The sequence below is a fragment of the Planktothrix agardhii genome (assembly GCF_904830935.1).
Lineage (GTDB): Bacteria > Cyanobacteriota > Cyanobacteriia > Cyanobacteriales > Microcoleaceae > Planktothrix > Planktothrix agardhii.
The window spans coordinates 3,227,269-3,249,257 of the sequence record NZ_LR882952.1 but is presented as its reverse complement, the minus strand read 5'-3'; the positions used below and the strand labels follow the sequence as shown (position 1 = coordinate 3,249,257).

General features: G+C 37.7%; 21 protein-coding genes. 10 read left to right on the top strand and 11 right to left on the bottom strand.

The features are described 5' to 3' along the window. Positions 1–187 precede the first annotated feature (187 nt). The 3 genes from NMG88_RS15190 to NMG88_RS15180 all read right to left on the bottom strand — a co-directional run bounded on the left by NMG88_RS15190 (position 188) and on the right by NMG88_RS15180 (position 3,275). A complete protein-coding gene (locus NMG88_RS15190) occupies positions 188–397 on the bottom strand; it encodes a DUF29 domain-containing protein (RefSeq protein ID WP_081846377.1) in 210 nt (69 codons plus the stop codon). A 2-nt stretch (positions 398–399) separates the two neighbouring features. Beyond that, positions 400–1,641, bottom strand: a complete 1,242-nt coding sequence (locus NMG88_RS15185) for a DUF790 family protein (RefSeq protein ID WP_042154322.1) — start codon at positions 1,639–1,641, stop codon at positions 400–402. Between the two features lie 89 nt (positions 1,642–1,730). Further along, entirely contained in the window at positions 1,731–3,275 is a 1,545-nt protein-coding gene (locus tag NMG88_RS15180; RefSeq protein ID WP_227350651.1) for a DEAD/DEAH box helicase, read from the bottom strand. 156 nt (positions 3,276–3,431) lie between these two features. Between NMG88_RS15180 and NMG88_RS15175 the strand changes: the two genes are divergently transcribed. Then, positions 3,432–4,094, top strand: a complete 663-nt coding sequence (locus NMG88_RS15175; RefSeq protein WP_042154326.1) for a class I SAM-dependent methyltransferase — start codon at positions 3,432–3,434, stop codon at positions 4,092–4,094. Positions 4,095–4,162: 68 nt separating this feature from the next. After that, positions 4,163–4,882 carry a M15 family metallopeptidase gene (locus NMG88_RS15170; RefSeq protein ID WP_227350652.1) on the top strand — a complete coding sequence of 240 codons (720 nt, stop codon included), beginning with the start codon at positions 4,163–4,165 and terminating at the stop codon, positions 4,880–4,882. A gap of 11 nt (positions 4,883–4,893) precedes the next feature. On the opposite strand, the gene NMG88_RS15165 is transcribed toward NMG88_RS15170, so the two are convergent. Continuing rightward, entirely contained in the window at positions 4,894–5,724 is an 831-nt protein-coding gene (locus tag NMG88_RS15165) for an Rpn family recombination-promoting nuclease/putative transposase (protein WP_141293339.1), read from the bottom strand. A gap of 5 nt (positions 5,725–5,729) precedes the next feature. After that, positions 5,730–6,176, bottom strand: coding sequence for a hypothetical protein (locus tag NMG88_RS15160; RefSeq protein WP_227357944.1), 447 nt, complete (start codon positions 6,174–6,176; stop codon positions 5,730–5,732). A gap of 238 nt (positions 6,177–6,414) precedes the next feature. On the opposite strand from NMG88_RS15160, the gene NMG88_RS15155 reads away from it, so the two are divergent. Next, complete coding sequence (locus NMG88_RS15155) at positions 6,415–8,094, top strand: glycoside hydrolase family 10-like protein (RefSeq protein WP_227350653.1); 1,680 nt, start codon at positions 6,415–6,417, stop codon at positions 8,092–8,094. Positions 8,095–8,100: 6 nt separating this feature from the next. Then, entirely contained in the window at positions 8,101–8,556 is a 456-nt protein-coding gene (locus tag NMG88_RS15150; protein ID WP_036843496.1) for a GNAT family N-acetyltransferase, read from the top strand. 145 nt (positions 8,557–8,701) lie between these two features. On the opposite strand, the gene NMG88_RS15145 is transcribed toward NMG88_RS15150, so the two are convergent. Both NMG88_RS15145 and NMG88_RS15140 read right to left on the bottom strand, forming a co-directional pair. Beyond that, positions 8,702–10,882 carry a lytic transglycosylase domain-containing protein gene (locus tag NMG88_RS15145; protein WP_042154333.1) on the bottom strand — a complete coding sequence of 727 codons (2,181 nt, stop codon included), beginning with the start codon at positions 10,880–10,882 and terminating at the stop codon, positions 8,702–8,704. Positions 10,883–11,139: 257 nt separating this feature from the next. Further along, positions 11,140–12,174 carry a class I SAM-dependent methyltransferase gene (locus tag NMG88_RS15140; protein ID WP_227350655.1) on the bottom strand — a complete coding sequence of 345 codons (1,035 nt, stop codon included), beginning with the start codon at positions 12,172–12,174 and terminating at the stop codon, positions 11,140–11,142. Between the two features lie 372 nt (positions 12,175–12,546). On the opposite strand from NMG88_RS15140, the gene NMG88_RS15135 reads away from it, so the two are divergent. Beyond that, positions 12,547–12,987 (top strand): hypothetical protein, encoded by a 441-nt coding sequence (locus NMG88_RS15135; RefSeq protein WP_227365565.1) that lies wholly within the window; start codon positions 12,547–12,549, stop codon positions 12,985–12,987. Positions 12,988–13,112: 125 nt separating this feature from the next. On the opposite strand, the gene NMG88_RS15130 is transcribed toward NMG88_RS15135, so the two are convergent. Both NMG88_RS15130 and NMG88_RS15125 read right to left on the bottom strand, forming a co-directional pair. Then, the gene (locus tag NMG88_RS15130; RefSeq protein WP_026787725.1) at positions 13,113–13,490 is read right to left on the bottom strand and encodes a thioredoxin family protein; all 378 of its coding nucleotides are present in this window, start codon (positions 13,488–13,490) and stop codon (positions 13,113–13,115) included. Positions 13,491–13,538: 48 nt separating this feature from the next. Next, positions 13,539–14,252, bottom strand: coding sequence for an NnrU family protein (locus tag NMG88_RS15125; protein ID WP_042154339.1), 714 nt, complete (start codon positions 14,250–14,252; stop codon positions 13,539–13,541). Positions 14,253–14,379: 127 nt separating this feature from the next. On the opposite strand from NMG88_RS15125, the gene NMG88_RS15120 reads away from it, so the two are divergent. The 3 genes from NMG88_RS15120 (at position 14,380) to NMG88_RS15110 (ending at position 18,010) form a co-directional block, all read left to right on the top strand. Next, the gene (locus NMG88_RS15120; RefSeq protein ID WP_254035580.1) at positions 14,380–15,369 is read left to right on the top strand and encodes a LysR family transcriptional regulator; all 990 of its coding nucleotides are present in this window, start codon (positions 14,380–14,382) and stop codon (positions 15,367–15,369) included. Between the two features lie 76 nt (positions 15,370–15,445). Further along, a complete protein-coding gene (locus NMG88_RS15115) occupies positions 15,446–16,459 on the top strand; it encodes a LysR family transcriptional regulator (protein WP_042154343.1) in 1,014 nt (337 codons plus the stop codon). A 162-nt stretch (positions 16,460–16,621) separates the two neighbouring features. Continuing rightward, positions 16,622–18,010, top strand: a complete 1,389-nt coding sequence (locus tag NMG88_RS15110) for a serine/threonine-protein kinase (RefSeq protein WP_254035579.1) — start codon at positions 16,622–16,624, stop codon at positions 18,008–18,010. Positions 18,011–18,027: 17 nt separating this feature from the next. On the opposite strand, the gene NMG88_RS15105 is transcribed toward NMG88_RS15110, so the two are convergent. After that, positions 18,028–18,597 (bottom strand): Uma2 family endonuclease, encoded by a 570-nt coding sequence (locus tag NMG88_RS15105; RefSeq protein WP_254033979.1) that lies wholly within the window; start codon positions 18,595–18,597, stop codon positions 18,028–18,030. A 138-nt stretch (positions 18,598–18,735) separates the two neighbouring features. Between NMG88_RS15105 and NMG88_RS15100 the strand changes: the two genes are divergently transcribed. Together NMG88_RS15100 and NMG88_RS15095 are read left to right on the top strand one after the other, a co-directional pair. Beyond that, the gene (locus NMG88_RS15100) at positions 18,736–19,818 is read left to right on the top strand and encodes a PstS family phosphate ABC transporter substrate-binding protein (protein WP_227382417.1); all 1,083 of its coding nucleotides are present in this window, start codon (positions 18,736–18,738) and stop codon (positions 19,816–19,818) included. Positions 19,819–19,921: 103 nt separating this feature from the next. Further along, positions 19,922–21,346 carry an ABC transporter substrate-binding protein gene (locus NMG88_RS15095; protein ID WP_254035578.1) on the top strand — a complete coding sequence of 475 codons (1,425 nt, stop codon included), beginning with the start codon at positions 19,922–19,924 and terminating at the stop codon, positions 21,344–21,346. Between the two features lie 39 nt (positions 21,347–21,385). On the opposite strand, the gene NMG88_RS15090 is transcribed toward NMG88_RS15095, so the two are convergent. Further along, positions 21,386–21,943: a Uma2 family endonuclease gene (locus tag NMG88_RS15090; protein ID WP_254035577.1), complete on the bottom strand. Its 558-nt coding sequence runs from the start codon at positions 21,941–21,943 to the stop codon at positions 21,386–21,388. Between the last annotated feature and the right edge of the window lie 46 nt (positions 21,944–21,989).

The window sequence follows — 21,989 nt, the reverse complement described above, 5'->3', positions numbered from 1 at the left end:
TAAACAAAATTAATTACATAACAAGCAAATAATAATTTATACTAAAAAAACACTCTAAATCTCGAAAATCAATCATATTGCTGAAAGAAATGAATCTCGAAATAAGTGGAGAATTGAGGTGAGCATAATTAGAGAAAAGTTAAATCGGAAACAAATTTTCATCTAAAATTTGTTCTAAAGATCCAATTCAAATTACCGGAAAAGTATCTAACGGAAGTTGAGAACGAGCGCTCGCTTCTTTTCGCGCATCTTCATAACATTCATCAAAGATTTCTAAAATATAAGGTTTTAGACTAGGACTGCTTTTAAGTTGCTTGTTAATTTGTCTCCTAAATGCCATAATTTCTCCTTTCCAATGTCCTTGATTTCGTTCCCTTTCTCCTTGCCAAAATTGCAATTTTAGGAGATGCTCAAATTGTCAACCTGATTTTCTAAAATTTCTAATACCGCCTTCGGAGATAATTTATCCTTAAACCAAACCACAGGAACCGGGAGACGATTAATATTAATTCCGGCATTTTCTAAATTCAATCGTTCAGAAATTGCTAATATTAAATAGTCACAGCCAGAAGATTGAACTTGATAAAACTTTTTCTGTAAATATTCCGGTCGCCAATAACCAATAATCTCTAATAAAAACATTCTCCCATCGGGATGAACTAAGCGAAAATCAGGAATCATTACACTACCTGGAACCGGAATTAAATCGACTTCCCGTTCTAATTTCCACTCGGTTTTTAAGGTATTCCAGCGCTCGGCAAAAGACTGTTCAATCATACTATCATAGGGTTTACCCGGAGGATAATGACTGACTAAACCGCAATCAGAATTTAGACTAAAATAACCCGTTTTTATCGCCCGAGTATAGGGATCACGTTGTTGTAATTTAGCTTTTAAACTCCATTTGGTAACATGAAGTAAGGCGGGAATCATTTTAGCTAAAGATAAACCATAGCGGGTACTGGCTTTAAATAAACTGGTTGGGCCATCAATAGTTAAAGTAAAACCGTGATCTGCATCTCCTTCAATGTAAGTCATTAATTGGAATAATTTTAAATAGCGAAATAAGAGTTTATATTCCCCTGGATCATTCCGATAGGCGTTAATAATAATTTGACTTGCTTGATAGAAAATTCCCTGAACTTGAGATAAATTATACCGATGTAATAATGCTTCTGGAGTGGGAGAATCTAATTGGGTTAAAATCCGATTTTCCTGTAAATCTGCATAAATACCCGATAAAATTTGATGGGGTAAAACCTCTCGATTTAAGTCTTGAGTTAGTTGAGTTGCTAACTGTTCTAATGTCTGTTCTGTTGCGGCTAAACTGGGTATTGTTTTGGCGGATAAGGTAAATACTTTTTGTCGTAATTCCACAGGTTCTAGGGGACTAACTATCTCAAAAGTACAAAAACCACTTCTTAATAAATGGGCTAACCCTCTTTTTAACCGATAGTCAGGACTATCCCCTTCAAATTCCTGTAAGCGTTTATTTAATTCCCCTTGGGTTTTATTCACAGATTCTTCAAAACATTGAATCACATCCGTTGCTAGATTGATATGTTTTGGATCAATATTTAGCCGTAGGGGAATTACTGTTTCTCCCTGTTGTTTATAACTTAAAAGTTCAGTAGGTAGCATAAGAAGAGTAATGGGTAATGGGGATCACGAATTTAAGAATATTTCACGAATTTCACGGATTTTAATCTGTGTTAATCTGCGTAATCATTTTAAATCTGTGATGGGTTTTGGGTATCAGATTCTTCTGGATTATTCCAAATTTCTGAGGATTCTGCAACTCGTTTACCTGGAAAATTCTGAACACCATATAAAGGTTTAGGTTGAAATATATCCAACTGCTGATAATCAGATTTAGGCACTTTTTTGGGCGGTTGAGGTTGAGATTTTGTTTCACCTTTGCGACGTTGGGATGTGCGCTCTTCGCTGGTATCTTCCGTAACTACTTCATACAAAATCGCCTGTTTATTGGGGGTATTTCCTTTGCGTAAAACTCGTCCCAACCGTTGAATATATTCCCGTTCTGAACCTGTCCCTGATAAAATAATTGCTATCTTAGCATCGGGAACATCGACTCCTTCATTTAAAACATGGGATGCAACTAGGGTTTTATAGTCTCCTGCTCGGAATTTAGTTAAGATTTCATGGCGTTCTTTTACGGGGGTTTGATGGGTAATAGCTGGAATTAAAAAACTTTGAGAAATTTTATAAACCGTTGAATTATCGGCGGTAAAAATTAGGGTTTTTTCCAGATGATGTTGACTCAATAAATCTGCTAATATCCTCAATTTTCCGTTAGTACATAATGATATTTCCTTAGCTTGTCGGTGGGCTAACATTGCCCTTCTTCCTAAAGGCGATCGCGCACTTAACATTACAAATTGTTTCCAACCTTCTAAACTCGATAATTTAATATTATTCTCTTTAATAAACTCATTTCTGACTTTCATTTGTTCTTGATAAGTTTCTCTTTCCTTGGGAGAAAGTTTAACTAAAATTTGTAGAACTCGATGATTTGCTAATGCCGATCCCGCTAAATCTTCTGGGGTTTTGCGATAAACCGTAGACCCAATTAACAAGGATAAATCACTATGTTTACCATCTGAACGTTCAGGAGTTGCTGTTAGCCCTAAACGATAAGGAGCGAGGGAATATTCCGCAATAACTCGATAAAAGTCCGTGGGTAAGTGATGACATTCATCAAAAATTAACAGTCCATATTTATTTCCTAATGTCTCAGAATTAATCGTTGCACTATCATAAGTTGCCACTAAAATTGGGGTTCTATCCTTTGATCCTCCCCCCAATAATCCAATTTCAATATCAGGAAAAGCCGCTAATAAATGGGCATACCACTGGTGCATTAAATCCAAGGTTGGCACAATAATTAAGCTACTATATCCTGTCTCTTGCATTGCTAATTGAGCTAAATAGGTTTTCCCTGAAGCTGTTGGTAAAACCACCACTCCTTGACTTCCTACCGCTTGCCAAGCTGCTAATGCTTCCTGTTGATGAAGATAGGGGGGCATTTCAAAACTGGGAGTTAATTCTAGTCGGTTAAAATTATGAGCTTGATCGATAAAATCTACTTGATTTTTGCGTAAAGTTTCTACTAAATTGCGATAATAAAAAGCCGGACTTCTAAATTTTTCTACCCGATCATCCCAGGTCACAAAATCAATCCAACTTTTTCCCTTTGGGGGAGGATGTAATAAAAGTGTACCCCGATCAAAGGATAATGTAGGTGTGCGAGGCATGGGTTTCTATGGTGTTTTTAATAGCGATTTTGAATCAAGATATCTTTGACTTATTAATCAATATTAGAATAATTATACCCATTGGATCAAAATTAGTATACAATTCTTCATATTCAGATTGACAGACCCATAGCATCTATCAGGATCAATAGAATTATGTTACTCCAACGCCATGAACGGATTAAATTAGACGAGACAGAGGACTCACTATTTTACTCGTTTCCTCGCTTTGTAACCCACGTTGATCAAGGGTTTATTGATAAATTAACAACTCTGTATCAAAAGCATCTTAAACCCCAAACTCGGATTTTAGATTTAATGAGTAGCTGGGTATCTCACCTTCCCCCTGAAATTCAATTTTCCTATGTCGAAGGACATGGAATGAATGAAGAAGAATTAACTAAAAATTCTCAACTTGATCATTATTTTATTCAAGACTTAAACCAAAATCTCAAACTTCCCCTATCCGATCAAGATTTTGATGCGGTTTTAATTTGTGTTTCCATCCAATATTTGCAATATCCTGAAGCAATTTTATCCGAAATTCATCGAATTTTAAAACCCGGTGGAATTACCATTATTAGCTTTTCTAATCGAATGTTTTATCAAAAAGCAATTTCCGCCTGGCGAGAAGCAATAGAAACCGATAGAATAGAATTAGTTAAAAGCTATATTAATTCTGTTAAAATCAATAACTTACCTGGATTTAATAGCCCTAAAGTTATTGCTAGTCAATCTAAAACCCCTCTATTTATGCAAATGTTAGGAATGGGAGGAAGCGACCCATTTTATGCTTTAATTGCATCCCGAAAATCTTAACCGTAGTGAGCCCTTCAGGGTTCTCTAAACCTCTAAGCCCTAAAGGGCTTACTACTTAAAATAATATTATGAAACCTTATCAACAAATTTCGATTCAAGAATGTGGCGAACCTTTAGTTAATATCCCCCTGGAAAAATTTGTAGTAGAAACTCCCCATGCTTATCAAAAATTAGGGGCACCTTATCATTTTTCTTCGGTAGATTCTCCCTATTATTTAAGACGAGGTATTTTAGAACGTCTGCTCGCAGCACAACTACAATTGGAGAATAATTATCCTAACTGGAAGATATTGATTTTTGACGCCTATCGTCCCGTAGAAGTGCAACAATTTATGGTAGATTATTCTTATGAACAACTGTTAAAAGAAAGGGGATTAACGCCAGACAATCTTTCCGCCGAACAACACCAATCTATATTAACAGAAGTTGATCAATTTTGGGCAGCTCCGAGCTTAGATCCTGCCACTCCTCCCCCCCATAGTACGGGTGCGGCTTTGGATATTACTTTAGTTGATCAGACCGGAAAAATAGTCAATATGGGCTCAGAAATTGATCAGATTTCTCCTCGATCCTATCCTAATTATTTTGAGCATAGTTCTGATCAAATAGAGAAAGAATATCATCAAAATCGTCTAATTTTGTCCCAAGTTATGCTATTAACAGGATTTCAACAACATCCGAATGAATGGTGGCATTTTTCCCAGGGTGATCAACTTTGGGCGTGGTTAACAAATCAACAAAATCCAGAAGAAAATGCGATCGCAAAATACGGTCGATATTCCTCTTAATTCTTGAAAAATTAGGGTCTTAAATTTTGAATTTCTGCTAAACTTAACCCCGTTGTTCGACTAATAGTTTGATCATCTAAAATATTCAAAAGTTGACGAGCAATTTCTACCGCTTTTTCTTGTCTAGCTTCATTCTCTGCAAAACTAATTGCATTTCTTTGATCTTGTAAAAACAGTTCTACTTTTTCAACTTCATCGAGTTCCTCACGGGTTAAATTAGTTTGATTAGCAATTTGAAAAGCCCGTTGAATTTGAGGGACAGTTTCTAAGGTTTCAGGAACAGTTTCTAAGATTCTAGCACTTTGCATAAAATAAATCCATTTATCCGTTAAAGTTTCTAATTGTTCTAAGGATTTTTGAAATTTAGGTAATTCCACAAATACTAACTCTAATTCATTCTCAGAATAATTAAAATTTTGATTTTTTTCTTTAAAAATAAAGTGAGAAATCCCAGAATTCGTATTTTCAAATTGGATAAAATCCGTAATTGTTAAAGCAATCACAGGTTTTAAAAACCGATAGCCTTGTCCCACATCTAATTGCAGAGAATAGGTCTTAGCTGCATTATATAAGACTCGTTTGGTAAAGGCTTCTACATTAATCACCTGCATCTCAATAATGACAATTTCACCTGTATTTAGTTGAGCTTTAACGTCTAAATAAGTATCTTTTAATCCGGTAACTTTGGGCGCAAGGTAAGGATCAATAATCTCTAAATCCTGAATAACTAGCTCAGAATTATAAACCATTGCATTCAGAAAACTGATTAAAATATCCTTACTTTCCGAAGAACCAAATATTTTTTTAAAGGCAAAATCAGTTTTGGGATTGATAAAACGCATAGCTTTTATTTCCTTTTTAACATATCGAAATAATCACCATTAATTGGGGCAATATATTTCAAATTAGCCCGAACATAACAGACTCCAGAATTTAATCGAGGCCCATAAGGATGAATACTTTCTACTTTTAACCAAGATTGACCATTTTTAAGTACAATAGCATCACCTTTTCCATCATTAGAAAACAGGGCTGTCATCATTGCGCCCGACTCTAAGCGAGCCTTAACCGTTCCTTCGGGAGTATTGCGACAGTTCAAATATTCAGGATCGACAACTAACCAGTTAATATTATTATAAAGTCCTCGATTTCCTTGAACTTTTGCTGTGATAAAATCTCCTTTCATATTGGGTTTGGGGACTTCGGCCATTTGAGCCATGGCTAGACCTGTCACCAAGGTCAGGGCGGTAATCGAGGTGGTAATTCCAGAAAACAGGGTAGAAATGAGTTTCATAATTTAGCTCTAAACCTCTAAACAAGGATTGAAAAAATATGGACAAGTTGACATTTTTTAAAGATTGTAACTTATCCTACTTTGGTGTACAATTCATACTGCTATTATATTCTTTCTGAATCAAATTAGAGGCAAAGTTAATAGATCGTATCGTTTTGTTAAAAAATATTAACAATTAAACGGAAATCTTTAACGAATATCTAACTAATTTTATCAATTTTTACCCCTTTTAAACGCTATGGTAAACTTTACAGATATCACAAATCATTGGGCGAAAAACAGTATTGAAACTCTGGCAAATAAAGGCATTATTAGTGGCTATCGAGATGGAACTTTTAAGCCCGATGCTACCTTAACTCGTGCTGAGTTTGCCACCATGCTAATTAAAGCCTTTCCCCAACTTTTAGACATTCGAGAAACCATCCAATTTAAGGATGTTTCGGCTGATTTTTGGGCTCATAGTGTGATTCAAAAAACCTATAGTACGGGGTTTATGAGTGGCTATGAAGACCAAAGTTTTAAACCCCAACAAAATATCCCTAGAGTACAAGCATTAGTCGCTTTAGTTAAGGGGTTAAATTATGAACCCAGTCAGTCTATTATTAAAACCCTAAATCAAAGTTTAAATGATGCTAAAGATGTTCCTAATTATGCTAAAAATGCGATCACGGCAGCGATTGAATTTGGGTTAGTGGTTAATTATCCAGAGGTGAAACTTTTAAACCCTAATAAACCCGCAACTCGCGCCGAAGTCGCTGTGTTTTTCTGTCAAGCCTTGCGCCAAGTTGATGAAGCCTTAACTATTGCTGAACAGTATATTGTTAAACCGCCAATTATTCCCGTTCCTAGGGGTGAATTAAGGGGAGTTTGGTTAACAAATATTGATAGTGATGTTTTGTTCTCTAAAAATACCTTAACTAATGCTATTAATTTATTAGCAGAATATAATTTTAACACCATTTATCCTACCATTTGGAATAACGGTTATACCCTTTATCCAAGTGTTTTAATGGAACGGTTTACCGGAACTCAAATCTATCCGATTCCTGAATTAAAAGACCGAGATATTCTCAAGGAAATGATTCCCTTAGCTAAACAAAAAAAGATTAGTGTGATTCCTTGGTTTGAATATGGGTTTATGGTTCCCCCAAACTCTAAAATTGTTGAACTGCGTCCCCATTGGATTACCTGTCGTCAAGATGGTACGAAAGTTTATAAAGAAAGTCAAGTTAATCAATTATGGTTAAATCCCTTTCATCCTCAAGTACAACAGTTTCTTTTAGGTTTAATCATTGAAGTCGTCAAAACCTATGATGTTGATGGGATTCAATTTGATGATCATTTTGGTTTACCTGTCGATTTAGGCTATGATGAATTTACAATCCAATTATATCGGAAAGAAACGGGAAATCCCCAACCCCCCACAGACTTTCAAGATGTAAATTGGGTAAGTTGGAGAGCGAAAAAGATCACAGAATTTGTGAATAGAGTTTTCTGGGTGATCAAAGATTATAAACCGAATTGTATTCTTTCTTTATCCCCAAATCCCTATCTTTTTGCCTATTCTCAGTTTTTACAAGATTGGAAAACCTGGGAACAAGAAGGCTATTTAGAAGAATTAGTTTTACAAGTATATCGGGATGATATCAATGGATTTTTAGCGGATTTAAAACGTCCTGAACTTTTGGAAGCAAAAAGCCATATTCCTGTTAGTATTGGTATTTTAACCGGGTTAAGAATTAAACCGATGTCTTTTGTTAATGTCAAAGAACAAATTCAACTGACTCGCGATCGCCAATTCGCCGGAACCACATTTTTCTTCTATGAAACCTGGAAACAAATGATGGAATTAGAAACCCAAAAAGTTGAATTTAAAACCCTATTTTCCCAGGTTTTAGAACGTCCACAATTTGTCTAAACATGAATGAAAATAATTACTATCCGTCCTTATTTAGAAACAGATTGGTCGGCTATTTGTCAGGTGCATGATCGCTCCCAACCCGATGAATTTAAAGGGTCTTGTGATTTAAGGGCGATGAGACCTCTGGAACAAAATCCCAATGTTCATCATATTTGCTATACTTACGATAAATTCGTAGCCTGTAAAGGCAAAAAAGTTGTCGCTTTTGTTGCCCTAGATTCTCACTGTATTGCTTTATTATATGTTGATCCAGATTATCAAAATCAAGGCATTGGTAAACGGTTGTTAGACTTAGCTTTAAAACTAATTGGTTCTCCTATTTATACAATTGTAATGGCAGGAAATCAACGGGCGATCGCATTTTATAAAAAAGCCGGATTTCAAGAAATTGGCACTTTTAACAGCAATATTTCCGGTTATCCCTGTCAATTTATTCGTTTAGTTTGTTCAACAAATTAGGTTTTTAATAAGAGGATTACGGAGATTAACACAGATTAAAATCTGAACACGGATTAAACGGATTACGCAGATTAACACAGATTAAAATCCGTGAAATCCGTGAAATCCGTGAAATCCTCTTAAATCCGTGATCCCTATTCCCTAATTAATTTTTGTAATTCTTGGCATGATCTTCCATTAATTGGGCAACATCTGGGTTATAAATTCTGAGATAATTCCAATAATTCTCAAATACGGATTTCACATAATCTTGAGTTTCAGGATAGGGGATTTTAACCACAAATTCATCGGGATCTTGAAATCCAAAGCGCTGTAACCAACCCGAAACAGCCCCCGGCCCAGCATTATAACTAGCTACTGCTAACATCGAATTATTGTTATATTCTCGATGGGTAAAATCCAGATAATAGGTTCCTAAATTGATGTTATCATTGACATTATCCAAGGAATAATCCGTCAATTTAATTTGTTTAGCCACATCCGCCCCCGTTTCCGGCATTACTTGCATTAATCCCGTAGCGCCAACAACGGATTTAATCCCTGGCATAAACCGCGATTCTTGACGAATTAATGCCGTTACTAATACCGGATTTAACTGCCGTTCTTTTGACCAATTAACAATAGTTTCTAAGTAGGGAAATGGATATAATGCTTCCCAATAAGCAGGTTTTTGTTTAATTTCTAAATATTGCGATCGCTCTTGGGGATCATCCCGACGATTTAAACTTGATAACATCCAAATCCCCTCTAAATTATCCCCAATTCCCATCCGCATTAAACCATCGGTATATTGTTCGGCAACCGAAGGCTGTTTAATATTTTTAAACTCCGTTTGCCATAGTTTCCAAGCCTCTTGATTTTGTCCTAACGCATACAGTTCTTGTAAAGTTTCAGAACCAGCCGGAGGCACTTCTCTAATATCAGGATGTTCCACATGGGGAGAGAGAGGTCGAACGGTGGTAAAATCCCCTACAGGCCATCCTAAATGAACGGCTGAACGCCAAGCATAATAGGAGGAAGGATAACGAACAATTAAATATTCAAAGGCTTTTTTTGCCTCTTGAGAATTGCCATTTTTTTCCGCCCATTTCCCTACCCAAAATGTCGCTTCTGGGGCAAATTCACTGTCAGGATTCTTCGTTGAAACTTGTTTTGCCCAGTCGGATGCTGATTTTAAATCCCCGGCTTTTAAGGCTTGTTGGGCGAGTTCCCAACGCAATTGGGCAGCGGCTTCAGAATCACTATATTTACTGAGTAATTGTTGACGAGTTTCCGAAGCAAATTTTTCAGATCCCATTTTATCTAATAGTTTAGATTTATCTAATAAAGCCTCGGCTGCATGGCGGGGAAATTTAGCAATAACTTGATCTAAATACCCTAAAGCCTCTTTTTTATCGGAAAGCCGTGATAAACGCAATAAACCAAATCCTGCATCTTCTCCTTGAGGATCTATTTCCTGGGGAAAGGTATTAATTAATTGTTTATAGGCAATTCGAGACTCAGGAATTTTGTCATTTAACCATAATCCTCTCGCCTGACGATAAAGATTTTTAGGGGTCTTGGGTGCTTTAGCATAGGCAATAGCCGCTTTGCCATAATCCTGTTTTTCCCAATAGCCAAAAGCTACAATTTCCCATTGTTCCGGGGTGAGTTGATTTCCGAATTTGGCTTTTAATTGTTCTAAATAGGTTCCATAGTCTTTTAAAGATAATCCATGGTTTGCAATTAAGAATAATAATTCCGGTTGATTCGGATTTTGTTTTAGGCGAGTTTCAGCAATTTCTATAGTTCTGGGATGACTGGGAAATTTGGCGATCGCCTGATCCCAATATTCAGGATTTGTCTTTCCTAATGTATATAATGCTTCGACTACAACGGGTTGATCACCATAGTTTGTTAACAATTCCTGCCAAGTTTTTTCGGCTTTTTCCACATCTCCAATTTTTTCATAAGCCCGCGCCCGTTTGACTAAAATATGACCTCCTAATATGGGATAATCCTGCTCTAATCCTTTTAATAATTTAATCGCTGTTTCGGGATTTTCAGCTAAAGTATCACTAGCTAATAAATATCGTGCTCGACTTCTTTCTAAAGAAGCACTTCGGTCTTGGGCGATCGCTTCTAATTCCGTTTGACGTTCAGAAACTGGGGATAAAGCCAATCGTAATACTTTTGACTCAGGGATTTGTTGATCAACCGAATAACTTTGTTCAACGGACTGTTTCCATCCCTGAAAGACCGCCATCGGAAAGAACACACCCACTAACAAAGCCCCAGATGCGATCGCGGGCAAAATCCAAATTTTAGAGATTTTTCGCTTAATCATAATAAGTAGTTACACAAAATAAATTACCTAGTTGAGAGAGGGAACACCGGAAAAGCCCCCCCGAACCACCCGTGCACGGGGGGCTAGGGGGGAAGGGAACAGAGTGGAGGATGTGTAATTAATTTTGTTTAGGTACTTAGATGTTTAGAAACAGAAAATTACGAATTACGAATTACAGAATAATTAAGATAATTCGTAATTTCTAATTCGTAATTCGTCATTATGAGGAAGCATGATCTTCCCCTCAAACTCAAACTTTATTTATTTACCCGACATAATAACCAACGCAAGGACATCGGGGGTTTTTGGATCGGAACTACATCTCGACCCTGTGACCAATGTTCAAACCAACCCGTTGGCGGCCAGGATTCCGGGGGGAGGTGAGCGCGTTCATACTCATACACCGACTCATTGGAAATCAATTGTAGCGGTAAACCCTGGAGCAAGGAATTCATCTCACCTGGGGTAATCACATAAGACCATTGAATTTGACCCATTTCTCGAATTTTATCATCCGGCTCGAAATCGGCATCGGTGATAAACGTACTGAATAAAATTAAACCCCCGGCCGCCACCGCATCACAGACTTTGCTTAACAGGGTTTGGACATCATCCAAGTTGCGAAAATGGGAAATCACTTCTGCAATTAACCCTAACCGATAATAATTAGCCGGAAGGACTAAAGCCGGGTTGAGAATATTACTTTGGATTACCCGAATTGGTAAACTGGCGTCTTTGGCTTCCTTGGCGATAATTTGGGCAAAGTCTGGGGTGAGTTCCACCGCATCCACCGGATGTCCTTTGCGGGCTAAAGGTAAGGTATTACGGCCCACCCCCGCCCCCACATCTAAAATCGGAGTTCGGGCTGGGTCAGGAAATTCGGACACCACGGCCATTAATTTAGTATCGGGATGGGCTCCGAACAATGGCCCCTCGCGGGTGGTTAACCAGCGTTGATATTTGTTTTCTAAAGAGGCGACTTCGGTGGTTACGGTTAGTTTTAAACCACTGGTTAAGCCTTGAGTGGGTTCGGGGGGTTCATATCTAAAGATTAAACGGGCATGGGGTGAAGCCTGATATCCTTCATGCAGTTTGCGTTCGACAAGTTGACGTAACCCATTCATTTCCTCCGGGGTAAAGTTCTGTCCCAACGCCGCCAGCAGAGCGTTAAACTGAGTCATATATTCATCGATCAAAGCTGGCGCACAAGGGAGAACCAGTTGTCCCCGGGCTGAAGTGAGTCGTTTCACTTTCAGTAAAAGTGCTTTTTCAATCAAATTTTGATCATTCACTGTAATAGCTTGATTCTGTACTATTTTGCATAGTTGATTGATAACCCCCCCATTCTAGCAACGGGGGGTGATTAATTACCTATTCCATTCTCGATAAAGTTTCTCGAATACCATCTTGGCCACCTGGCGAGTAGTAGCATTTCTGGCATCTGCTAAGGATTGTCCTCGCTTTTTTTGCCATCCAGATTAAAGGCCAGTGACAAAAGAGGACCATTGGCATTTCTCATGATCGAGATATTAACGCCGCTGTCAACATCTTTCAACCCATCGGCAAAAGTATAACGTTTGATTACAATTACCCAATCCGGTATACTGTGATCCAGTTAAGATCGAACCACAAAATTTACTAAAATTTGGGAAAGTTGTAAATCAATGGACGAAATCAATAAACAACTAAGCGATCTAGGAGTTTCTCCAGAGGAAATTTCTAAACAACTGGTGTCGATGGGAATTTCTCTTGACGAAATCGCTAAAAAGTTTGCCTCTCTCAGCTTGCCTGGTATCCTCCTGGCAGCTACATTTACCACATTTGGTGGTACGGGACTGATAGTTACTCTCGCCACCGCTTTGTCTGGCTCAATTGGTGTGATCGGAGATAGTTTAACCGGCTATGGAATCGAGATCATTCTTGCCACCTTTTATGTAGAGCGGAGCAAAACTGAAATTTTAGACAATTTGCTCAAAGAAATTGATATTTTACCGGTTACAGACTCTTTGAAACTTAAGATAAAAAGCCAACTCAGTCAGGAAAAAGCTCCAGACAATAATATTATTGATACTCCACCAATAATTACTATTGTTGTCGAAGACTGAATCAAAAATACACCCCCATCCCCTACTTGCAAACTTCAAGAAAAACAGGAATAACCTTTTAACCCTGAAAAAAAGCATTCCCAAGCTCTAGCTTGGGAATCGAAAAAAATTAATCTCGGAGTCCGTCAAACTTCTAGGGGTAAAACTTCTTGAGCTTGACGGATTTTTCGATAATTCAGATCACTAACCATAAAACTATCAAGGCGACGTCGTAAATCTTCTCGACCTTGAAAATGTTCGAGCCGATATAAAATTTGACCTCGATCAAAAATAATTAATGTTGGTAAAGTTTGGAGGCGATAGGTATTCGCTAACTTTAAACTTTGATCTGCATTCACACCAACCACTTTAATTGTGCCTCGCCAGTCCTGCTGGAATTGACAAAGTTGAGGCGTAATCAGCTTACACAGTCCACACCAAGGCGCCCAAAAATGTACTAAAACCGGAGAAGAAGATTTCAGAACTTCTTGAGTAAACATCTGCTCATTGACTGACAATAGCATCATTTCTCAAATTTTATTAATCACTGTTTTTATATCCTTGAGATTATGCTACCAGTCTATGTTACCTGTTGCACGCATTAATAAGGGATGAATTTCCCAGAGTAACAGGATAAAAATACTGACTCCTAAATAAGACCATCGGAAAAACTCTTTTAATTCAAGGGTTTGGCGACCTTGGGCGATCGCTAAAAATGGAATTACTGAGGTGCGAGATCTCACGGTTTCAAAGGATTTGCCATAACGGGCCAACAAACGGCGATCGCCATGCCAAACGGCAAATAAGTGATGCAAGATCAACCCCAGGGAGGTTAACAGGGTGAAACTTGTCCCCAACCACAGGGTATGACCCACACACCAAATTACTTGACCCACCATTTGCGGATGTCTGGTAATGCGGATAATTCCGGTTTCATAGAGATGGACTTCCGGTTTTTGAATGGCGGCAATTTCTAACAAATTAAACGTGGCTGGATAGAGAAAAACAAATGAAATTGCTGATAAAATCCAAACCATGGGTTTAACAACAACCCGATCCTGTACCATCCAAAGTTGTAATCCATCGTAACGATGATTAAAAAAGTAGATAATTAGAACTGTGGCAAAGGGGATACTCACCAAAGCAAATAAAACTCGATAAGCCCTCGCCCCAATTTTTGATTCTCCCCAGGGTCGTAGGGCTGCTAACCCACTATGGGCGATCGCAAACCCTAAAATTAAACCCAACATCACAAAATGGCTAGATGTTAGCCAATACTCAGACATTTTGACCTTTTCTCCATTAATAATAAACTTAATTTCAATTACCCTTCATGGTTGCAGTATGCTGAAAGAACTTGATCCCCCATCCTAAAAGTCATCACGCTTCCTTATTTTACCGAGGTTGAGGAATATGTCTGACGTTCCATTTACTTTAGATCAGTTACGCATCCTGAAAGCGATCGCGGCTGAAGGTAGCTTCAAACGCGCTGCTGATAGTCTTTATGTCTCCCAACCTGCCGTGAGTCTCCAGGTACAAAACCTGGAGCGACAGTTAAACGTGCCACTGTTTGACCGAGGAGGACGTCGTGCCCAACTCACGGAAGCGGGTCATTTACTCCTGAGTTATGGGGATAAAATTTTGTCCCTGTGCCAAGAAACTTGCCGCGCCATTGAAGATTTACAAAATTTGCGGGGAGGAACTTTAATTATTGGGGCGTCTCAAACCACCGGGACATATATGTTACCAAGGATGATCGGGTTATTTCGAGAAAAATACCCCGATGTTTCGGTACAGTTGCACGTTCATTCGACCCGGCGCACCGCTTGGAGTGTGGTGAATGGACAAATTGACTTAGCTATTGTGGGGGGAGAAATTGCCCCGGAATTGATGTCAGCTTTAGAAATTGTTCCCTATGCGGAGGATGAACTGGCGTTAATTGTTCCTACTTCCCATGAATTTAGTCAACAAGAAACGATTCTAAAAGAGGATTTATACTCCTTAAAATTTATTAGTTTGGATTCTCAATCAACCATTCGGAAAGTCATTGATCAAGTTTTAACCCGTTGTGGTATTGATACCACCCATCTGCAATTAGAAATGGAACTCAGTTCGATTGAAGCGATAAAAAATGCAGTTCAATCGGGGTTGGGAGTCGCGTTTGTTTCTATATCTGCCATTGAAAAAGAGTTACAAATGGGGGTAATCAAACGGGTTAAAATTGATCAGGTAATTGTCAAACGGACATTATCAGTGATTTATAATCCGAATCGCTATCGATCCAAGGCAGCCGAGGCATTTACTAATGAAATTTTACCCAAGTTTGCCAGCCCCGATTTTAACAAACATAGTATAGATGTTCAATACCCAACTGAATATACGGCTTTACCTTTATCAGATTGATTTCACTGGGTTGTTTTTTACCCTTTCTGACTGATTTTTGATTCTATTTTTGTTCAATTCTTTACCCACTCTCACAATGACAGATGTTCCTTTTACTTTAGATCAATTACGCATTCTCAAAGCGATCGCGGCTGAGGGAAGTTTTAAGCGGGCGGCGGATAGTTTATATGTTTCCCAGCCCGCTATTAGTTTACAAGTCCAAAATTTAGAACGACAGTTAAATGTTCCTTTATTTGATCGAGGAGGACGCAGAGCTAAATTAACAGAAGCTGGACATCTTTTATTAAATTATGGCGAAAAAATCTTGAGTTTATGTCAGGAAACCTGCCGCGCTATTGAGGATTTACAAAATCTGCAAGGGGGAACTTTAATTGTCGGGGCTTCTCAAACTACCGGAACCTATTTACTCCCTCGAATGATTGGTTTATTTCGAGAAAAATATCCCGATGTCGCGGTGCAACTGCACGTTCATTCGACTCGACGCACCGCTTGGAGTGTGGCAAATGGACAAATTGATTTAGCAATTGTTGGCGGGGAAGTGCCGCCGGAATTGCAAGATGCTTTGACAATTCAACCCTATATTGAAGATGAATTAGCCTTAATTATTCCCCCTTCCCATCCCTTTGCCAAATTAGATAAAATTCAAAAAGAAGACTTATATCAATTGGAATTTGTGGCTTTAGATTCTCAGTCTACTATTCGCAAAGTCATTGATCAAGTTTTAACCCGTGCCGAGATTGATCCACGCTGTTTAAAAGTTGAAATGGAGTTAAATTCTATTGAAGCGATTAAAAATACGGTACAAGCCGGATTAGGGGCTGCTTTTGTTTCGACTTCAGCCATTGAAAAAGAATTAGAAATGAAAGTTTTACACCGCATGGTGATTGAAGATATTGTGGTTAAACGAATGCTTTCAGTCATTGTTAACCACCATCGCTATCAGTCCAAGGCATCTGAGGCTTTTATTCGAGATATCTTACCCTTGTTTACGGCTCAAAATTGGACATTAAACACCCATAGTTTTTCCTCAAATTCTTCTAAAAAATTGATTAACATTGAGACGTTTGTTTCTCCTACGGATTTTGAATAAACTCAAGACCTATAGCAATCTTATTTGAGTTGTCTTGATCAAAAGGGAATAGGGAATAGGGAACACCGGAACACCGGAACACCGGATAATACTTCTGACTGTTTCATATCAGTATTAAAATGTTACAACCTGCGTTTTTAATTTTTTATCGGCAGTAACAATATGAAAATTTACTGTACTCGTCCGGGCTGTCTGGGGGCTGATCGCAATAATTTTACGGATTTAGATGATCAAATGACCCTCAAAACAGTACAGCAAAAATTCTGTACCACCTGCGGAATGCCTTTAATTTTAGATGGTCGTTATCTACCGGAAATATTATTAGGACAAGGGGGATTTGGGACAGCCTATTTAGCTAAAGATCGCCGTTCTCCTACCTTTAAATATTGTGTAGTTAAACAATTTAAACCCTCATCTGATTTAAACCCTCAACAATTAGCAACGGCTCAGATTTTATTTGAAAGAGAAGCTCATGTTTTGGAACAATTAGGTAATAAGCATCCCCAAATTCCCGATTTATTTGCCTATTTTCCTTTAGAAGCACCCGGATGGCGAACATCAAAAACGGAACAATTTTTTTATATTGTTCAAGAGTATATTAATGGCGAAAATTTAGAAGCAGAAATAAATTCAAAGGGACAATTTTCGGAAGCGGAAGTCCGAGAAGTGCTACAGGAAATTCTTAAAATCCTAGAATTTGTTCATGATCATGATGTGATTCACCGTGATATTAAACCTTCTAATATTATGCGCGATCGCCAAGGAATTTTACATTTATTAGATTTTGGTGCAGTTAAACAAGTCACCCAAAGTCCAGGGGGAACATCAACTGGAATTTATTCTTTAGGGTTTGCACCCCCTGAACAAATGCGAGGTTATACTGTCTTTCCTTCCACGGATTTATATGCGTTAGCGGTGACTTGTCTTGTCTTATTAACAGCAAAAGAACCCCAAGATCTATTTGATAGTTATAGTAATCAATGGAACTGGAAACAATTTGTTGGGGTTTCCGATGAATTAGCTAATATTTTAGATAAAATGTTATTACCTACACCTAGCGATCGCTTTGGTTCCGCTACTCAAGTTTTAACCGCCTTAAACTCTCCCCAAATTCAACCCATTCCCCAACCTCCTCCACTCCGATTACCTCCTATTTCCCCTCCAGTAACCCCAGTTCAACCTCTAACAATAACTCGTTCTTTTTCTAGCTTAGAATTGTTATCCAATGCCGCCTTTGTTGGGTTTGAAGTTGGAGTTTTCGCCAGCTTAGGATTTGCTATATTTAAAGTATTTAATTTTAACCCTATTGTTTTATTGATTATCGGTTTAGTCGGGGTGACTGGATTAATATTTGCCCTGTATCATCGCTGGATCGAAGTCGGGTTAGATTTTATTATTATCCCCTTAATTTCCCTAGGAGTTTTATATTTTATCTTATTAAAATTAGGCTTTTTGTCATTAACTATAGTTCCTTTAATTATGGCTATATTTAGCGTAGCTGTGACTACTTTATTTCGCTTAATTTATCTCATGCTCAAACGAATCTTATAACTAAAAATACTTAAAGACTAGACTAAATAGAGTAAACTGAATAAATCTGTTACCGAAAATTGCCAATTATTTAACACATTCAGCACGGGTAAACTATCCATACCTGATTTAACTTCTGGAATACAATTCGGTTGAAAAATACTGACAGATTCATCTTCAGGATCGATAAACCAACCTAACTTTGTTCCATGATTAAGACAGAAAGCAATTTTTTGAATCACTCGATTAGGAGATTGTTCTGGAGAGAGAATTTCAATGATCCAATCTGGAGGAATTTCAAACCGATTTTTAATCCTTTTATTAGGGCGTAAAGGAATATTATCCCATTCAAAAATAGCAATATCTGGAACAATTGAACTCCCCCCAAAAATGCAACGCAATTCGGTCAGTACATAGGCTAATTTCTGCGGTTCACCCACTCGATTAATCGCAGTCACTAAGCGAGTTTGTAAAATACTATGTTCTCCTTGTGGCATAGATTTTTGATAGATATAACTATTAATATATTCGCGCGCTGGTTTCGTTTCTGGTAATTGCAAAAACTCTTGTAAGGAGAGTTTAGATTGAGGCTCTATTGAGGACACCATAAGCAATTATTCCTTGAATTATCCTAGATAATTTTTGTGCCATTATTTGATCTGTTTAGTAACATTATATCAATAACTGCCCCGACAATCCTACAAAAGTGTTAAAATTTTACCTAATATCCAAAACCCTTGAGATTTATGGCTCAAAAAAATGACACTACAACTTTAATCCTCGCCTTACTGATTACCGGAGGATTAATTGGTGGCGGAATTTGGTGGTTTACTCGCAATATGAATTTGCCCACAGTCTTAAATTCTAATCCCTCTCCCTCAAGTTCAATTCCACCTAAACCGACCCCAATTCCACCTACCTCTGTCCCTCAAATCTCCACAAAAGATTTTAAAACCTTTGCTGAAGTTCCTAATGTTCCTAATGGACTTTTTACCTATGGCGGGAGTACCACATTTGCACCAATTCGTAAAGTAATTAATCCCGAAATTCAAAATATTTTTCCTCAATTTCAATTACGATATTTTCAAAATCCCAGTCAATCCCCAGGTTCAGGAAGTGGGATTAAAATGTTAATTGATAATCAAATTACCTTTGCTGAATCTTCCCGACCTTTGCAAGAATCAGAATATCAACAAGCCCGACAAAGGGGGTTAAATTTAATCGAAGTTCCTATTGCTCTTGATGGGATTGTAGTGGCGGTTAATCCTAACTTGAATATTCAAGGGTTAACTATCAACGAATTAAAACAAATTTATACAGGTAAAATCACTAATTGGAATCAACTCGGAGGCGAAAATATTCCAATTGTTGCCTATTCTCGGACTAAAGAAGCCGGAGGAACAACGGAATTTTTCATCCTGAATGTATTAGGAAAAGAGTCTTTTGGAGAAGCGGTAAAATTTATTCCTACCACTACAGAAGCCCTAAGAGAAATCGCTAATAATCCTGGGGGAATATATTATGCTTCCGCCCCGGAAGTTGTCGAACAATGTAAAATTAAACCCCTAGCTATTGGTATAACATCTGATGCTTTAGTTCAACCCTATAAAAACCCCTTAATTCCACCGGAAAATTGCCCTCAACAACGGAATCAAATTGATTCTGTTGTATTTAAAAATGGAGAATATCCTCTTACCAGACGTTTATTTATTATTGTCAAACAAAATAATCAAGCTGAACAACAAGCCGGGGAAGCATACACTCAACTTTTATTAACTTCTCAAGGTCAAGATTTAATTGAAAAATTGGGATTTATTAGAATCCGTTAAGTTTTCTGGGCTGGGTATGTTTCTGTCTGTTAACTTAGATTAGAGGTTAATCCCAGAAAAAAATGTTAAAATAGAACCTAAGCATCAATCAATTTATAATCCGATGTCTCAAAAAAATGAATCTCTAATCTTATTTTTAGCCCTGCTAATTACAGGGAGCTTATTAGGGGCGGGTTATTTTTTATTTTTCAGATTTTCTCCTAAACCCCTATTGAATACGAATAACCCCTCTGGAACTTTACCCCCAACGTCCTCACCTAATATTGCGGTTGGGCCTATCGAAACTCGAATTAGTCAAGGGGAAAAAGTTTTAATTGCTTCAGGAAATTTAGCTCTCAAACAGGCGGGAGTTGCGGCTTTAGCGTCTCGTCAATATCAGAACGCTGTTCAACAATTTAATGCAGCTTTACAACAAAATAAAAACGATCCTGAAGCCTTAGTCTATCGAAATAACGCCCAAATTCTGCAAAATAATCAACCCTTTTATACTATAGCTGTCTCGATTCCGATTGGAACTTCTGTTAATACCGCCCAGGAGATTTTAAGGGGAGTTGCTCAAGCTCAAATAGAAGTCAATCAAGGGGGAGGAATTGCAGGAAAATCATTAAATGTGATTATTGTCAATGATGATAATAGTCCTGAAGTTGCTAAAGAAGTTGCTCAAAAATTAGTCAATAATTCAGAAGTTTTAGGAGTAGTTGGTCATTTTGGGAGTAATACCACCGAAGCCGCAGCACCGATTTATGAAGCCGGGAAATTAGTCTTAATTTCTCCTACCAGTACATCAACAAATATTTCTAATGCGGGAGACTATATTTTTAGAACTGTTCCTAGTGATCGCTTTGCTGGAAGTAGTTTGTCTCGATATTTACTAAATACTTTAAACCTAAAAAAAGCGGTTATATTTTTTAATAGTGCTAATCAATATAGCACCTCTTTACAAACAGAATTTACCACCGCTTTAAGTGGAGATGGGGGGGAAATAGTCAGCGTTTTTGATATTGCAAAACCTGATTTTAACCCGCTTCAATCCTTAGAACAAGCTCGCCAACAGGGAGCAGAAGTAATTGTCTTAACTCCCGATTCTTCTACTATTGAACAGGCGTTACAAGTGGTGAGAATTAATCGTAGACAGTTACCTTTATTGGGAGGAGATAGTTTATATCGACCGGAAACCTTAAAGGTTGGAAGTGATGCTGTGGGGATGGTAATTGCGATTCCTTGGCATATTTTAGCTAATCCTAATTCGGCTTTTGCTCAAACAGCAAATCAACTCTGGGGAGCGAGTGTTAACTGGCGTACCGCCACCGCCTATGATGCTACAAAAGCCTTGGTTGCTGCTATTACTAAAAACCCTACCCGAACCGGGGTTCAACAAGCACTTTCCGCCCCAGATTTTACTCCCCAAGGTGCAACGGGTGTGATTAGATTTTTACCATCGGGCGATCGCAATCAACCCTTACAATTAGTTACAATTGAACCCGGAAATACTTCGGGATTGGGTTATGATTTTGTTCCAGTTCCTTGATTTTATTGTTTTTATTGATTTTAAATGCTTAGGCAGTTGTCAAAAAATCTGATTAATGTTAATATTAAATTCAGGAAAAGCAGCTAAAGTTAAGGTTTGTTCTACTGTAAAAAACTGAATAGATTGATAACCGTTGGCGGTGGGATTTCGATACACCCGCACAATATTTTGATTCAGGTCAATTAACCAAACTTCCTGAATATCACTCTGACAATAGAGAGGAATTTTTACCTGTTGGTCAAAATCAATTGTTGTATCTGAGACTTCTATTAATAATATAATGTCTGAGGGTTGTGGATGTCTTTCTTCATAAAAATCTGGACGAGGTTGCAGTAGAACTAAATCGGGTTGAGGTTGTGATAAATTATTTAATTGAATCGGGTTTTGAACACTGATCAGAATTCGATCACCCAATATTTGATAAAATAAATGGTTACAGCGATTAACACAAGCCGCATGACGTTTTCCAATTGGTGACATTTTAATGATTTCTCCTGCTACTAATTCATTATTTTCATCGGCTTTAAAAACCCCAACTTCTCCCATTTTCTGATAGTCTTCAACGGTAAAATATCTTTTTAAAACTTGGATTGACATTTTAACCTCCTTGTTGATTAACATAATTATAATCTATAGCAATCCT